Origin of the sequence: Bordetella holmesii (genome assembly GCF_020735985.1) — a bacterium.
GTDB classification, from domain to species: Bacteria; Pseudomonadota; Gammaproteobacteria; order Burkholderiales; family Burkholderiaceae_B; genus Bordetella; species Bordetella holmesii.
Genome location: NZ_CP085973.1, coordinates 2651469 through 2666245, shown reverse-complemented (window position 1 = coordinate 2666245; position 14777 = coordinate 2651469). Strand labels below are relative to the sequence as shown.

14 protein-coding genes and 2 pseudogenes are annotated in these 14777 nt (G+C 62.0%); 9 read left to right on the top strand and 7 right to left on the bottom strand.

Going from position 1 to position 14777, the window contains the following annotated elements; translation table 11 throughout:
- The first annotated feature begins 41 nt into the window (after window positions 1-41).
- Both LK440_RS12745 and ligA read left to right on the top strand, forming a co-directional pair.
- Window positions 42-1133 (top strand): cell division protein ZipA C-terminal FtsZ-binding domain-containing protein, encoded by a 1092-nt coding sequence (locus LK440_RS12745; protein ID WP_005012074.1) that lies wholly within the window; start codon window positions 42-44, stop codon window positions 1131-1133.
- Window positions 1133-3217 carry an NAD-dependent DNA ligase LigA gene (gene ligA / locus LK440_RS12740; protein ID WP_005012075.1) on the top strand — a complete coding sequence of 695 codons (2085 nt, stop codon included), beginning with the start codon at window positions 1133-1135 and terminating at the stop codon, window positions 3215-3217. The genes LK440_RS12745 and ligA overlap by 1 nt, the downstream gene beginning before the upstream one ends.
- Before the next feature lie 4 nt (window positions 3218-3221).
- Here the strand turns inward: ligA and LK440_RS12735 are convergent, their stop codons facing one another.
- The 7 genes and pseudogenes from LK440_RS12735 to msrB form a co-directional block, all read right to left on the bottom strand.
- Complete coding sequence (locus LK440_RS12735; RefSeq protein ID WP_005012076.1) at window positions 3222-3992, bottom strand: amino acid ABC transporter ATP-binding protein; 771 nt, start codon at window positions 3990-3992, stop codon at window positions 3222-3224.
- A complete protein-coding gene (locus LK440_RS12730; protein ID WP_005012079.1) occupies window positions 3989-4669 on the bottom strand; it encodes an amino acid ABC transporter permease in 681 nt (226 codons plus the stop codon). Before LK440_RS12730 ends, LK440_RS12735 begins: the two co-directional genes overlap by 4 nt.
- Window positions 4670-4702: 33 nt before the next feature.
- Window positions 4703-5488 (bottom strand): amino acid ABC transporter substrate-binding protein, encoded by a 786-nt coding sequence (locus tag LK440_RS12725; protein ID WP_005012081.1) that lies wholly within the window; start codon window positions 5486-5488, stop codon window positions 4703-4705.
- Between the two features lie 302 nt (window positions 5489-5790).
- On the bottom strand, window positions 5791-6567 hold the full coding sequence (locus LK440_RS12720) for a peptidylprolyl isomerase (protein ID WP_005012084.1): 777 nt from the start codon (window positions 6565-6567) through the stop codon (window positions 5791-5793).
- Window positions 6568-6705: 138 nt separating this feature from the next.
- Window positions 6706-6888, bottom strand: a pseudogene (locus tag LK440_RS18110) (BolA/IbaG family iron-sulfur metabolism protein); the annotation flags it as partial.
- 1 nt (window position 6889) lies between these two features.
- Window positions 6890-7456, bottom strand: coding sequence for a septation protein A (locus LK440_RS12710; protein ID WP_005012086.1), 567 nt, complete (start codon window positions 7454-7456; stop codon window positions 6890-6892).
- Entirely contained in the window at window positions 7453-7854 is a 402-nt protein-coding gene (gene msrB, locus LK440_RS12705) for a peptide-methionine (R)-S-oxide reductase MsrB (protein ID WP_005012088.1), read from the bottom strand. The genes LK440_RS12710 and msrB overlap by 4 nt, the downstream gene beginning before the upstream one ends.
- A 50-nt stretch (window positions 7855-7904) precedes the next feature.
- On the opposite strand from msrB, the gene LK440_RS12700 reads away from it, so the two are divergent.
- The 7 genes and pseudogenes from LK440_RS12700 to LK440_RS12670 all read left to right on the top strand — a co-directional run bounded on the left by LK440_RS12700 (window position 7905) and on the right by LK440_RS12670 (window position 14776).
- Window positions 7905-8582, top strand: a complete 678-nt coding sequence (locus LK440_RS12700) for an energy-coupling factor ABC transporter ATP-binding protein (protein WP_005012090.1) — start codon at window positions 7905-7907, stop codon at window positions 8580-8582.
- On the top strand, window positions 8579-9166 hold the full coding sequence (locus tag LK440_RS12695; protein ID WP_005012091.1) for an energy-coupling factor transporter transmembrane component T family protein: 588 nt from the start codon (window positions 8579-8581) through the stop codon (window positions 9164-9166). The genes LK440_RS12700 and LK440_RS12695 overlap by 4 nt, the downstream gene beginning before the upstream one ends.
- A 44-nt stretch (window positions 9167-9210) precedes the next feature.
- A pseudogene (locus tag LK440_RS12690) lies at window positions 9211-9610 on the top strand (biotin transporter BioY).
- Between the two features lie 227 nt (window positions 9611-9837).
- On the top strand, window positions 9838-11001 hold the full coding sequence (locus tag LK440_RS12685) for an ABC transporter substrate-binding protein (protein WP_005012094.1): 1164 nt from the start codon (window positions 9838-9840) through the stop codon (window positions 10999-11001).
- 161 nt (window positions 11002-11162) lie between these two features.
- On the top strand, window positions 11163-12200 hold the full coding sequence (locus LK440_RS12680; RefSeq protein WP_005012095.1) for a branched-chain amino acid ABC transporter permease: 1038 nt from the start codon (window positions 11163-11165) through the stop codon (window positions 12198-12200).
- A 3-nt stretch (window positions 12201-12203) separates the two neighbouring features.
- Window positions 12204-14039: a branched-chain amino acid ABC transporter ATP-binding protein/permease gene (locus LK440_RS12675; protein ID WP_005012097.1), complete on the top strand. Its 1836-nt coding sequence runs from the start codon at window positions 12204-12206 to the stop codon at window positions 14037-14039.
- Window positions 14036-14776, top strand: a complete 741-nt coding sequence (locus LK440_RS12670) for an ABC transporter ATP-binding protein (protein ID WP_005012100.1) — start codon at window positions 14036-14038, stop codon at window positions 14774-14776. The genes LK440_RS12675 and LK440_RS12670 overlap by 4 nt, the downstream gene beginning before the upstream one ends.
- Window position 14777: the final 1 nt, after the last annotated feature.

Here is a 14777-nt window from a genome sequence, read left to right as displayed (position 1 = left end):
ACCTATATCGAAGGGCGCCTTAGCCGGCGCGGGATTTTTAAATGAGTGATTTGCAGATTGGGCTGATCGTCCTCGGCGTACTGCTGATACTGCTGGTATTGGGATTCAACTGGTGGCAGGATCGTCGTGTGCGCCGACGCATGCAGGAGCATTTTCCCGCCAGTGAGCAAGATCCTCTGCTCGGAGGGGAGGAACCCGCGCGCTCGGTGGCGCCTGCCTCAGAGCCTGCCCGGCAGCGCCGCGAACCCGGCATCGGCCAGGCCGCGCCGGTCGACGCTGCACCGGCCGGCGCGATCGCGGCAGCAGCACCCGTGACGGCTGAGGGCGACGATGGCGAGGAGCCCGATCCCGCCGTGGAAGTCGTCATCGAGATCCATTTCGCCGAGCCGGCTCGCGGAACCGATCTGCTGCCGTATATGCAATCCTTGCGTCAGGTTGGCAAGAAGCAGTTGCGTGTCTTCGCCAGCACGGACCGTGGGCGGCATCGCAGCCGGATCGCACCCGAGGAGTCTTACAGCACGCTGCAACTGGCGGTATTGCTGGCCAACCGCAGCGGTCCTCTGACGGCCATCGAGTGGTCGCACGCCTGGGCGCGCGCCCAGGATCTGGCTGACCGTTTCGAAGGCAGCATCGAGGGCCCCGACCAGCAGGCGGTGCTCGAGCAGGCAGCACGGCTGGATGATGTCTGCGCCGCTCTGGATACACAGGTTGGCCTGACGCTGATGCTGGGTGCTGCCCAGCCTGCGGCTGAAGTGCTGGCAGTCGCGCGCGGCCTGGGCTTTGCGCCTGACGGCGCGCGCCTGGCGTGGCTCAATGACGCGGGCGCGGTGCGATTTACGCTGGCGCGCGGCGACGGTGCAGCCTTCGATGCGGGTATGGGCGGCATCGAGCGGCTCTATCTGTTGCTGGATGTGCCTTGCAGCCCGTCTGATCCGCACGCCTTCGGCCGCATGGTCGAGGTGGGGCGTGATCTGGCCGGCCGTCTGCGCGCCGAGCTGGTCGATGACCAGGGCCGCGTGTTGGCCGACGGCGCCGATGCCGTCATCGATGAGCGCCTGCGGGCCTTGTTTGAACAGCTCGAGCAGGCCGGCCTGCCGGCCGGCAGCGAGCGCGCCCAACGAGTGTTTGCCTGATGGTTGCGAATGCCGCTGAGCGTGCCGCCCGTTTGCGGGCGGAGATCGCGCAGCATAATGTCCGTTATTACGTCTACGACGAACCCGCGATTTCCGATGCCGAGTATGACGCGCTGATGCGCGAGCTGACGGCGCTGGAAACCGCGCATCCCGAGCTGATTACGCCGGACTCTCCCACGCAACGCGTGGGGGCCGCGCCGCTGGCCGAATTCGGCAGCGTGCAGCACGCCATGCCCATGCTGTCGCTGGGCAATGGCTTCGAGGATGAAGACGTACACGCCTTCGACAAGCGGGTGTGCGACACCTTGCGCGGCGCCGGCTTGCTGGGGCAGGCCGAGCCAGCCGGGTATTTCTGTGAGCTCAAGCTCGACGGCCTGGCCATCAGCCTGCGCTACGAGAACGGTGAGCTGGTTCAGGCCGCCACGCGCGGCGATGGCCAGACCGGCGAGGACGTCACTGCCAATATCCGTACGATCAACGCCATCCCGCTCAAGCTCAAGGGTCAGGTGCCCGCCGTGCTGGAAGTGCGCGGCGAGGTGCTGATGAATCGGGCGGAATTCGAGAAACTGAATCAGAAGCAGGCTGCGCGCGGCGAGAAGGTCTTCGTCAATCCGCGCAACGCCGCCGCTGGTAGTCTGCGCCAGCTCGATCCGCGCGTGACCGCGCAACGACCGCTGCGGTTTTTTGCCTATAGCTGGGGCGAGGTGCAGGGCTTGCCCACCGGGGTGAGCGATGCTTTCGATGAAACCGCGCCCGGGACGGGGGTGGCGTCGACGTTGCCGCGTGACACCCACGGCGGCATGTTGGAGTGGCTGGCCGATCTTGGCCTGCCAGTCAACGTGCGTTTCAACCATAAGGCCCAGGGCGCCGACGGCCTGCTGGCGTTTTACCGCCGCATTGGTTCCGAGCGGGCAGGGTTGCCTTACGACATCGATGGCGTGGTCTATAAAGTTGATGCGCTGCCCGCGCAACGCGTGCTCGGATTCGTGGCCCGCGCGCCGCGCTGGGCGCTGGCGCACAAGTTTCCCGCCGAGGAGGCGTCGACCGACCTGCTCGGCATCGAAGTGCAGGTGGGCCGCACCGGCGCCATCACCCCGGTGGCCAGGCTTAAACCGGTCTTCGTGGGTGGCGTCACGGTCACCAACGCGACCCTGCACAATGAAGACGAGATCCGCCGCAAGGATGTGCGCGTGGGCGATGTGGTCGTGGTGCGCCGCGCAGGCGATGTGATTCCCGAGGTCGTCGGGCCGGTGCTGGAAAAGCGCAGCGCAGAGTTGCCGCTGTTTGTCATGCCCACGCATTGCCCGATCTGCGGGTCGGCCGTCGAACGTCTCGAAGACGAGACCATCGCGCGCTGCACGGGCGGGCTGTTCTGCCCGGCGCAGCGCAAACAGACGCTGGTGCATGCCGCGGGCCGCAAGGCGCTGGATATCGAAGGGCTGGGCGACAAGCTGGTCGAGCAACTGGTGGATAACGGCCGGCTCAAGACCCTGGCTGACGTGTTCACGCTGGATGCCTTCGAACTGGCGGCCTTGGACCGCATGGGCAAGAAATCCGCCGAGAATCTCGTGGCCGCGATAGACCAGGCGCGGCGTCCTTCGCTAGGCCGGCTGCTCTTTGCGCTGGGCATCCGCCATGTCGGTGAAACGACGGCTCGGGATGTGGCGCGGCACTTTGGCAACATCTCCCGCATCATGGATGCCGACGAGGAAGCCTTGCTGGCAGTGCCGGATGTCGGGCCTGTGGTCGCGGGCTCCATCCATCGTTTCTTTCGCGAACCTCACAATCGCGAAGTGGTGCACCAGCTGGAGCAACGGGGGGTGCAGCCTCAGGCGGAGGCGCAGGCGCAAGGCGGCAGCCTGACGGGCAAGACCTTTGTGCTGACGGGGACCATGCCGACCTGGAGCCGCGACGAGGCCGCGCGCCATATCCTGGCCGCAGGCGGCAAGGTCAGCGGTTCGGTGTCCAAGAAGACCGCTTATGTCGTGGCGGGTGAAGACGCCGGCAGCAAGCTCGTCAAGGCGCAGGAACTCGGCCTGACCATTCTTGGCGAGGATGGCCTGAAGGCTCTGCTCGGGCAATAGCCGGTTATTGCGGCTGCCCCCACTCGGGGGGCAGGCCTTCGGTCAGCGTGATGACGAACTCGCGGGTGCGGGCATCGCGGGCCTGAGTGAATACGGCTCGTGGCGGCCCCGATTCGACCACCTGTCCGGCCTGCAGAAAGATCACTTGATCCGCGATGTTGGCGGCCAGGCGCAGGTCGTGGGTCGCCATGATCATGGTCATGCCTTCGTCGGCCAGGCGCTTGAGTACATCGACGACTTCGGCGGCCAATGCAGGATCGAGCGCCGAGGTCGGCTCATCGCACAGCAATACGCGCGGTGAGGGCGCCAGTGCCCGGGCAATGGCGACCCGTTGCTGCTGCCCGCCAGAGAGCGTGGCCGGCCAGGCCTGGGCCTTGTGCGCCATACCGACTTTTTTCAGTAGCGCCATGGCGTGTTCCCGGGCCTGTTCGCGGGGCCATTTGAGCACCGTGACCAGGCTTTCCATGACATTGCCGATGACCGTCTGGTGGGCAAAGAGCTGGAAGTTCTGGAACACCATGCCGGTCTGGCGGCGCACGCGCAGCACGGCGTCCCGGATCGGGGGGCGCCCCTGGAAATCCAGCGTTTCCGTGCCGACCTGCAGGCGGCCGCGCTCGGAAATTTCCAGCAGATTCACGCAACGCAGCAAGGTACTCTTGCCGCTGCCCGAGGGCCCGATCAGAGCGGTGACACTGCCCGCGGCCACCTGCAGGCTGACTTGCCGCAAGACGGGGTTGTCCCCGAAATGCTTGTCGATATCGTAGAGGCCTATCATCGCTGCTGCTCCGCGAACACGGCATGCTGGCCAAAGTGCTTCTCCAGCCGCGTCTGCAAGGCTGACAGCACGGAGCTGAAGAGCAGATAAATCAGGGCGGCTTCCGTATAGAGAATCATGGGTTCATAGGTCACGGCCGCGATGCGTTGGGCTGCCTGGAAGATCTCCGGGACGGTCAACACCGCCGCCAGTGAGGTGTCTTTGACCAGCGCGATGAAGGCATTGGACAGCGGCGGCACCGCCACGCGAGCCGCCTGGGGCAATACCGTGCGGCTCAGGACCTGGGCTCGCGTCATGCTCAGCGAATAGGCGGCCTCCCACTGCCCCTTGGGCACGGCCTCGATGGCGCCGCGTATTACTTCGGAGTTATAGGCGCCCACATTCAGCGTGAAGCCGATCAGGGCGGCGGGCAGCGGATCCAGCACGATTCCGATGCTGGGCAGACCGTAAAACAGGATGAACAGCTGCACCAGCAGCGGCGTGCCACGGATCAACCACACGTAGAAACGCATCAGCAGCACGATGGGACGTGGGCCGAACAGGCGCAGCATGGCTACCGCGAAAGCCAGCAGCAGGCCGGCCGCAAACGAGATCAGCGTCAGCGGCACGGTGAACTGCAGGCCGGCGATGAGCAGCGGCCAGAACGCGTCGAGCATCAAGGAGAGCCAGGCAGGCACCATGCGTATCTCCGGGACCGGCAGCGCGCCGGATCAGCGGGCGGACGACAGGTCGGCGCCGAAGTATTTTTCGCTCAGGCGGCGATACGTCCCGTCGGCCTTGAGATCGGCCAGGGCCTGGTTGATGGCCGCTTGCAGTTGCGGATTGCCCTTGCGCAGCAGCACGCCTGACTCACTGAATTCCTTGCTCTTGTCATAGGCCGCGATGCGCACTGGTGCATTGGGTTTTTGCTTCTTGAAGTCCAGAAAGGACAGCTTGTCATTAACCGTGGCGGCGACCCGGCCGCTCAGCAGCAGTTCGATCGCCTCATTGAAGCCTTGCACCGGCACGACTTCGGCGCCGTAGCTCTGGGCCAGCTTGCCGAAGTTGCTGGTGATCGTATTGGCCGACCGCTTGCCCTTGAGATCGGCGAAATCCTTGATGTCCTTTTCGTCGTTGCGCACGATGAGCACCGCTTCGGACGAGATATAGGGGTCCGAGAAATCAAACTTCTGCTTGCGCGCATCGGTGATGCCAACCTGATTGATCACCGCGTCATAGCGTTTGACGTCCAGGCCGGCAATCAGCCCGTCCCACTTGCCTTCGACGAACTCGGCCTTCACGCCCAGCTTGCCGGCGATGGCGCGACCGATCTCCACGTCAAAGCCGGTGAGCTGGTTTTTGGCGTCGTGAAAAGAGAAGGGCGCGTAGGTGCCTTCCGTACCGATCTTGATGACGCCGTTGGACTTGATCTGTGCAAGATCATTGGCCTGAGCGGCCGCCAGGGGCAGCAGCGCGGCGGCGAAGACGGACAACAAGGTGCGGCTGAGGATATTCATCGTGCTGAGCTCCGGCGGGAAGGTGATGAAACACTCTAAAGCTCAGTCTATTTTTCCACAAAGAATATAAAACATTGAAAACATATCAAAAAGTTATATAAAGGCGGCCCGAGTTCGACCCTGCCAGGATGGCCGATATGTCTCCAATCTGCTGAACCGCAAATACTTTTCCATTTGCTATCACGATGAGTGCTACCGGGGTACGGAGCGCAATGTCACGTTGACCGCCCGCTACCGGTACTGAAGCGGCACGAAAAAAAAACCGCCAGATGAACTGGCGGGTTTCTGGCGGGGTGCGAGCTTTACTGCACCTTGGCCTTTTCACGCAGATCTTTCTGGAAGGCGTTGAGCTTTTGCTGACGCATCATTTCTTCCAGTTGAGGACGAACTTGCTCGAGTGGGGGGAATTCCACCGGACGGGTGTCCTGAACCTGGATGATGTGCCAGCCAAACTGGGTCTGCACCGGCTTGTCGACCAGTTGGCCTTTCTTCAGCTTGCTGACGGCCTCGGCGAAAGGCGGCACGTAGTTGGTCGGAGGAGCCCAGCCCAGATCGCCGCCGCGCTCGGCGCTGCCCGGATCCTTCGAGTTCTTCTTGGCGGCGTCTTCGAACTTCAGTTTGCCACTCTTGATCTGGGCCAGCAGATCATTGGCCGTCTTCTCGTCTTCGACCAGGATGTGGCGAACTTCATATTCCTGCTTGCCGGCCTGTTCCTTCTTGATCTTTTCGTACTCGGCCTTGACGGTGGCGTCGGTGACCGGATTCTTTTGCAGATGGTCAGCCATCAGGGCGCGAACGAGGATGCCTTGGCGGGCGAGTTCGACTTCGGTCTGGATGTCAGGTTGTTTGCCGATACCTTGTTTTTCAGCCGCTTGCACGAAGACCTGGCGATTGATCATTTCCTGCTTGACCTGCTCGCGCAACTGCGGCGAATCCGTGGCGCCCTGTGAGACGAGCAACTTGACGAAATCGTCCAGGCTCTTCTGGGGGATCGCCTTGCCGTTGACCGTGGCAACGTTCTGCGCGTAGACCGGCATGGCAATGGCGCAAGCAGCAGCCAGCATGAGGATGCGTTTCATGGATGTCCTTCCTGGGAAGAGTATGGGTGAATTTGGTTGTGAGTTACTACGAAGCTCGCGTATCGAGTGCAAGCGCGTGTGTATAGGGAAAGGAATCAGGTCTTGCAAATGATGATACACCAGCCGATGACGGGCAACAGCGGTTAGTTCGGTAAAGGCTTTCGACACAATTAGGACGCGATAATGCCCGGCGCCCCCTTGAGCGCCAGCGTGGCCGGCGTACAAATGGGACTCATCCGAAATCTCGAGTTGCGAGGGGGCCAGTGGCACCAGACGTTGGCGAATGAGAGCGATGCGGTCTTGATCAGAGGCTTGATTCATATCAGTCAGAGTGGCCTTTTTTGTCGGCGCCGGGTTCTTGCATATGACGGCCCAGCCACAAGGATTGCAGGATGACGAAGGCGATCAGCAGACCCATCAGTCCGAACACCTTGAAATTGACCCACTGTGATTCGCTGAAATGGCCGGAGAAGGCCACGTAAAGATTGACGCCGCCGGCGAGCAGAAAAAACAGCGCCCAGGTCAGGTTCAGTTTGTTCCAGAGCGTCTCGGTCAAACTGATCTGTTTTTCGAGCAGGCGCCGGATCAGATTACGGCCGAACAGGTAACGGCTGGCCAGCAGCGCCCCGCCGAACAGCCAGTACAGGACCGTCGGCTTCCATTTGATGAAGACGTCGCTATGCAGCCAGAGTGTCGCGCCGCCGAAGATGACAATGACCGACAGATTGATCCAGTGCATCCCCTCGATGGCCTTGCCCGTGAGCTTGAGCCAGATGATCTGCGCGATCGCCGCCGTGATGGCCACGGCGGTGGCGGCGTAAATATCGGCAAAGCGGTAAGCGACAAAAAACAGGATGAGCGGGAACAGGTCAAACAGGAACTTCTTCATGCAGGGTCCAGCGGCTCGAATGTGAGTGACAGCGAGTTGATGCAGTAGCGCAACCCAGTCGGGGGCGGGCCGTCCGGAAACACGTGGCCGAGATGCGAGTCACAGATATTGCACAGGACTTCGGTGCGGACCATCCCGTGGCTGCTGTCGGTTTCTTCGCGCACGCGCGACGGGTCGATGGGCTCGAAATAGCTGGGCCATCCGCAGCCGGCATCAAATTTGGTGTCCGACGCGAACAGCGCCGTGCCGCAACCCACGCAGCGGTAGATGCCGTAGGTGAATGTATCCCAGTAACGGCCGGTGAAGGCTCGTTCCGTCCCCTTTTCTCGGGCGACGTGGAATTCCTGGGGGCTAAGCTGGGCACGCCATTCGGCGTCTGATTTGCGGACTTTTTCCATAGGTATTTGGAGCGGCGCGGAGCGAAATGGTTCGGGCATAATCCCGCTCCATGTTAATCGAGTTTGATCAGGTGGTCGTGATCGTGGAGGGCAGGCCGCTTTTGCAGGTGCCTGGGCTGACGCTGTCCGAACGCCGCATAGGCATCGTCGGCCCAAATGGAGCTGGTAAAAGCACCTTTGCCCGGCTGCTCAATGGTTTGTTGCTGCCGCAGCAAGGGCAGGTGCGGGTCAATGGTCTCGATACTCGGCGCGAGGCACGCCGCATCCGGCGTCAGGTGGGTTTCGTTTTCCAAAACCCCGACAATCAGATCGTTTTCCCCATTGTGCGCGAGGACTTGGATTTCGGCCTCAAGCCGCTTGACATGCCGGCGGCCGAACGCGCCGAGCGCATTGCCGTCGTCCTGGCGCAGCCGGGCATCGCGCATCTGGCCGAGCGCAGCAGCTTCAGTCTGTCTGGAGGCGAGCGACAGCTCGTGGCACTGGCTGCCGTACTGGTGCGCGAGCCGGGTCTGATCGTCTTCGACGAGCCGACCACCCAGCTGGATTTGCGCAATCGCAATCGTGTGAGCGAAGCCATCGCCGCGCTGGCGCCGTCGGCCTGCGTGATCACCCACGATCTGGATCTGCTCGCGGATTTCGATCGCGTACTGGTCATCAATGAGGGGTGCATCGTTGTTGATGATCATCCCGCAGCCGCCTTGCGATGGTACCGGGAGCACTGCGCATGATGGAGCCGCTCTATACACCCGGCAATACCCTCTTGCATCGTCTGCCGGCTGGCGTAAAGCTGATGCTGCTGATGGGCGCCGGCGTGGGCCTGTTTGCCCTGCAGGATGCACGCTACCTCGGGCTGGCGTGCCTGGTCTCGGTGCTGCTGGTGGCCGCCTGCCGCCCCGGTCTGGCGAAGTTGTGGCGCCAGGTGCGTGGGCTGCTGATTATTTTGCTGGCCGTGGCGGTCTTTACGGCCTGGTCGCAGGATCTGCAGGCGGCGCTGGCCGTTGTGACGCGCTCGGCAGCGCTGATCGCTCTGGCCATGGCGGTCACGCTGACCACGCCTGTCGCGGCGCTATTGAACGTCATCGAACAGGGGGTCAGGCCGTTTTCGCGCTGGGTGGATCCGAGCCGCGTCAGTCTGGCGTTTGCGCTGTGCCTGCGGTTTGTGCCCGAAATCTGGCGCAACTACCAGGAGATCCGCGAGGCTCAGGCCGCGCGAGGCCTGAATCATCACCCTTTGGCCCTGCTGGTGCCACTCATCGTCCGTACGCTAAAGCGCGCCGAGGAAGTGGCACAGGCTATCGATGCCCGTTCCTGAGTCCCACAAGGGATGGCACCTTCGACCCCCTCGAGGATAACCGCATGACAAGCAAGAATCTGGTGTTGGCTGCGCTCTTTGCTGCATTGATCGTTGTGTTGAGTCTGATGCCGCCGATCCCGCTGCCGGGCATACCGGTACCAGTGACGTTGCAGACCCTGGGCGTGATGCTGGCCGGCGTCATGCTGGGACCGTGGCGTGGTGCGGCCGCCTGCCTGCTGTATCTGGCGCAGCCTGGGCGGCTACGTAATGGCCTGCCTGCTGGGGGGTATTGTGGCTGTCTATGCGGTCGGTGTGCCCTGGCTGGCAATGGTCACGCAGATGGGCCTGCCCAAGGCTGCCATGGCCGTGGCCGTGTTTCTGCCCGGGGACCTGGCCAAGGCGGCGGTGGCATCCTGGGTTGCTTGGCGCGTCGAACGCGTCTGGCCGTTGTTGCGCCGTTGATCTCCCCGGGATTACCCGCAAAGACGGATGCCGGTCTTCCAGAGACAATTCGCCATTATCAAACGTATTTGTCTGAATGAGTGTCGGGCAATCTTAGGGTAGATACCGGGCTGTGCAAACGCGCATTCTGATACTCTTTTAGCCCTATAATATTTTTTTCTGTATAACTTTAAACAGGCCTATGCCCGCTCCCTGGGCGCAATAGGCCACCACAGGAGACAAAAATCATGCGCAAGCACTTTGGCTTGTCGGCGGTTGCCGCCGCCCTCGCCCTGGGTCTGCCGCTCCTCGCGAGCGCACAGGTCAAGGTCGGTGTTACCGTTGCCTCTACCGGCCCAGCCGCATCGCTGGGTATTCCCGAGCGCAATACCGTCGCACTGTTGCCCAAGGAAGTGGCCGGCCAGAAAATCGAGTGGATTGTGCTGGACGATGCGACGGACACCACGCAGGCCGTCAAGAACGCGCGCAAACTGGCCTCGGAAGACAAGGTCGATGTGCTGGTTGGCACTTCGGTCACGCCCGGCTCCCTGGCCATGGTCGATGTGGCCGCCGAAACCAAGGTGCCCATGATCAGCGTCGCCGCGAGCGCCAAGATCGTCGAGCCGGTCGACGAGAAGCGTCGCTGGGTGTTCAAGACTCCCCAGAATGACGCGCTGATGGCCAGTGCCCTGGCCGATGCCATGGTCAAGTCCAAGGTCAAGACGTTGGGTTTTATCGGTTTTGCCGATGCTTACGGTGATGGTTGGCTGGCGGTTATGGAAGAAGCCGCCAAGGCCAAGGGGATCAAGATCGCCGGCGTCGAGAAATACGGCCGCACCGACACCAGCGTCACGGGCCAGGTGCTCAAGCTGGTCGCAGCCAAGCCTGACGCGATCCTCATCGCGGGTGCCGGCACGCCTTCGGCGCTGCCGCAGAAGGAATTGAAGGCACGCAATTACGGCGGCCTGATTTTCCAGACGCACGGCTCGGCCAACAATGACGTGCTGCGTGTCTGCGGCAAGGATTGCGAAGGTATGCTGCTGCCGGCCGGCCCGCTGCTGGTTGCTGCACAACTGCCCGACAGCAATCCGGTCAAGAAGTCGGCGCTGGACTACGTCAAGACCTATGAGAAGGTTCACGATGATGGTTCGGTCAACACCTTTGGCGGCCATATGTGGGATGCCGGCCAATTGATCGTCGCGGCCATCCCCGAGGCGATCAAGAGCGGCGCCAAACCCGGCACGCCGGAGTTCCGTGTCGCCATGCGTGATGCCATCGAGAACATCAAGAATCTGCCCGCTTCGCAGGGTGTGTTCAACATGAGCCCGACCGATCACGCCGGTTTTGACGATCGTTCACGCGTAATGGTCAAGGTCAAAGACGGCAAGTGGACGTATCAGCCGGATCTCTGAGTGCCGGGCAGGCGCTGCGCACAGCAGCGCCTGTTTTGCTGACGTAGTATCGCGGCTGCTTCATCACGCACCGGCCTCGCGGGCCGGTGTGTTGTATTCGCGGTGCCCCAGTCCGGATCGGGGCACGCAGAACCACAAGTCGTACATAAGGTCGTAGTTCGATGGATTCCTCAATTGCGCTCATTTTGCTGCAAGACGGTATCGTCAACGGCTCCATCTATGCTCTGCTGGGCATGGCGCTGGTGCTGGTGTTCGCCGTCACGCGCGTGATCTTCATTCCACAAGGCGAGTTCGTTGCGTTCGGTGCCTTGACGCTGGCCATGCTGGTGGACGGTCGTGTGCCAGGCACCGTCTATCTGCTGGTGTTGCTGGGCTGTCTGGCCTTTGTGCTCGAACTGCTGCGCGCCGTGCGTACGCGCGTGTGGTCTTCGCTGCCCAAAAGCTTGGCTGGCTTCGTCGTTTTGCCCTTGGTGCTGTTGTGGATTGCGACCTCTTATGCGGCTGCCGGAAACTCTCTGTGGCTGAACATGCTGCTGACCCTGGTGTTGGTCATCTCCATGGGACCCATGGTCTACCGCATCGTTTATCAACCGCTGGCCGAGGCCAGTGTGCTGGTGTTGTTGATCACATCGGTGGCGGTGCACTTCGCGCTGATGGGCTTGGCCCTGGTATTTTTTGGCGCCGAGGGCTGGCGTACTCCCGCATTCGTCAACGGGCAGGTCGATCTGGGCTTTACCACTTGGTCGGCGCAGAGCCTCTTCGTGGTGGCGACCTGCGCAATTCTCATCGTGGCGCTGTGGCTGTTTTTCGGTAAGACGCTCTATGGCCGCGCTTTGCGGGCCACGGCGGTCAACCGGCGCGGTGCGCGGTTGATGGGCATCAGCACCACGATGTCGGGCAGCCTGACCTTTACGCTTGCCGTGGCGATCGGCGCCATGTCCGGCATGCTCATCGCTCCCATCACCACCGTGTACTACGACACGGGCTTTCTGATTGGCTTGAAGGGTTTTGTCGGTGCCATTATCGGCGGACTTGCCAGCTATCCGGTCGCTGCCGCAGGGTCGCTGCTGGTTGGCGTACTGGAGTCATTCTCCTCTTTCTGGGCCAGCTCATACAAGGAAGTCATCGTCTTTACCCTGATCATTCCGGTTCTGGTCTGGCGTTCGTTCAGCAGCCGTCATGTGGACGAAGAGGAATAAGCCATGAACCGTATTCTGCTCGCTCTGTTCATCGTGGTGGTGGCTGCGCTGCCAGCGCTTTCGGCCACGCCTGAATTCTGGATCACGCAACTCAATTACATTGGCCTGGCCAGCCTCGTGGCGCTGGGCCTGGTGCTGTTGACCGGCGTCGGAGGTTTGACCAGCTTCGGTCAGGCGGCGTTCGTCGGCCTGGGCGCTTACACCACTGCCTATCTGACCACGCAATACGGCACGTCGCCGTGGCTGGCCCTGGTGGCCGGCCTGCTGATTACGGCGGCGGTGGCGTTCTTCCTCGGTCTTATCACCCTGCGACTGTCCGGGCATTACTTGCCGTTGGGCACGATCGCTTGGGGATTGTCGCTGTTCTACCTGTTCGGCAACCTGGATTTCCTGGGCAAGCATGATGGGATTGCCGGCATCGAGCCTCTGTCGATTTTCGGCTTCTCATTGGCCAGCGGGCGGCATATCTATTACCTGATATGGGCATTGGTGCTGTTAGCCTTGTGGGCTACTCGCAATCTGCTGGACTCTCGTGCCGGCCGCGCGATCCGTGCGCTGAAAAGCGGCGCAGGCATGGCGGAGTCCATGGGAGTCAATACGGGCAGCTACAAGATCATTATCTTCGTCTGGGCAGCCTTGCTGGCCTGCATCTCGGGCTGGTTGTATGCGCATATGCAACGTGCCGTCAGCCCTAGCCCCTTTGGCCTGAATTACGGTATCGAATACCTGTTCATGGCGGTGATCGGCGGAGCCTCTTATGTGTGGGGCGCGGTGCTGGGCTCGGCCGTGATCCTGGGACTGAAGGACCAGTTGCAGAACTGGTTGCCCAAGCTGCTGGACACCGAGGCCAATTTCGAACTCATCGCCTTTGGCGTGCTGATGATCCTGGTGCTGCAATATGCCAGCCAGGGTCTGTGGCCGATCTTCGCAGGCTGGTGGTCTCGCCTGACCTCGGGGGCGTCGACCCGCCGTAATCTGGCTCCGCCGCCGCAGGCGCCTGCGCTGCCTCAGCGGCAACGTCCTGCCGCAGGTGAGCTGGTGCTCGAGGTCGACGCCATCCGTAAAGAGTTCGGCGGTCTTGTTGCAGTCAACGACATCAGTTTCAAGGTCAGAGCCGGCGAGATCATGGGCCTGATTGGTCCCAATGGCGCAGGCAAGAGCACGACGTTCAACCTCATCAGCGGTGTGCTGCCCGTCACGCGTGGACAGGTGCGCTTTCTGGGACAGCGTATCGATGGCTCATCGGCGCGCGCGATTGCTCAGCGCGGAGTGGGGCGGACGTTCCAGCATGTACAGTTGTTGCCGACCATGACGGTTCTCGAGAACGTTGCTTTGGGCGCGCATATGCGTCTCGATGTGGGCGTGCTCGCCGGCGCCTTGCATACCGAACGCGGCCGCGAAGCACAACTGCTGCACGAGGCGGCGGTGCAATTGCGCCGCGTCGGGCTCGGTGACTATCTGTACGAGCAGGCAGGCAATCTGGCGCTGGGGCAGCAACGAATTCTGGAAATCGCCCGGGCGCTGGCCTGCGACCCTGTGCTGCTGTTGCTTGATGAGCCGGCAGCCGGACTGCGTTACAAGGAAAAGCAGGAACTGGCCCAAGTGCTGGAGCACCTGCGCGCAGAGGGCCTGAGCATCCTGTTGGTTGAACACGATATGGATTTTGTGATGCGCCTGACCAATCATCTGGTCGTCATGGATTTCGGCACTAAGCTGGCCGAAGGGGTGCCGGCTGACGTACAGCAGAACCCCGCCGTACTGGAAGCGTACCTTGGCGGGATTGACGATGATCTGCCCGAAGCGGATCGCGCGCCTGCCACTGCTGGAGGTTTGCAATGAGTGCCGTTCTCGAAGTGCAGGGCCTGTCGGCGCGTTATGGCAAGGTTGGGGCGCTCAATGACGCAGCCCTGCAGGTGCGCGCTGGCAGCATCGTGACGGTGATCGGCGCCAATGGCGCCGGCAAATCCACCATGCTCAATGCCATCATGGGGTCGTTGCCTCAGACCGGCCACGCCGTGGGCGCGGTACAGTATGCGGGCAACGACGTATCCGGCTGGCAGGTTGAACGGCGCGTGTACGCTGGCATGTCGCTGGTGCCCGAGCGCCGTGAACTGTTTGGCAGCATGTCGGTGGAAGACAATCTGCTGCTTGGCGGCTTTCGCCGTTACCGCGCCCGCGAGGCCGGTTGGCGCGATACCTTGCTGGAAGTGTTCGATCTCTTCCCACGGTTGCGTGAGCGACGAAGCCAGCAGGCGGGCACACTGTCCGGTGGCGAACGCCAGATGCTGGCCGTCGGCCGTGCCTTGATGGCCAAACCGCAGTTGCTCATGCTGGATGAGCCCAGCTTGGGCCTGGCACCGCGGATTGTGCGCGAGATCTTCCACATCATTGCGCGCCTGCGTGAAACGGGGGTGGCGATATTGCTGGTCGAACAAAACGCCCGCGCCGCTTTGCAGGTCGCGGATTACGGTTATGTGCTGGAAACCGGCGAAATCATCCTGCATGGCCCTGCGCGCGAGTTGGCCGGCAACCCCCGTGTCATCGAAAGCTATCTGGGTCTGGGCAAACAGCACTGAG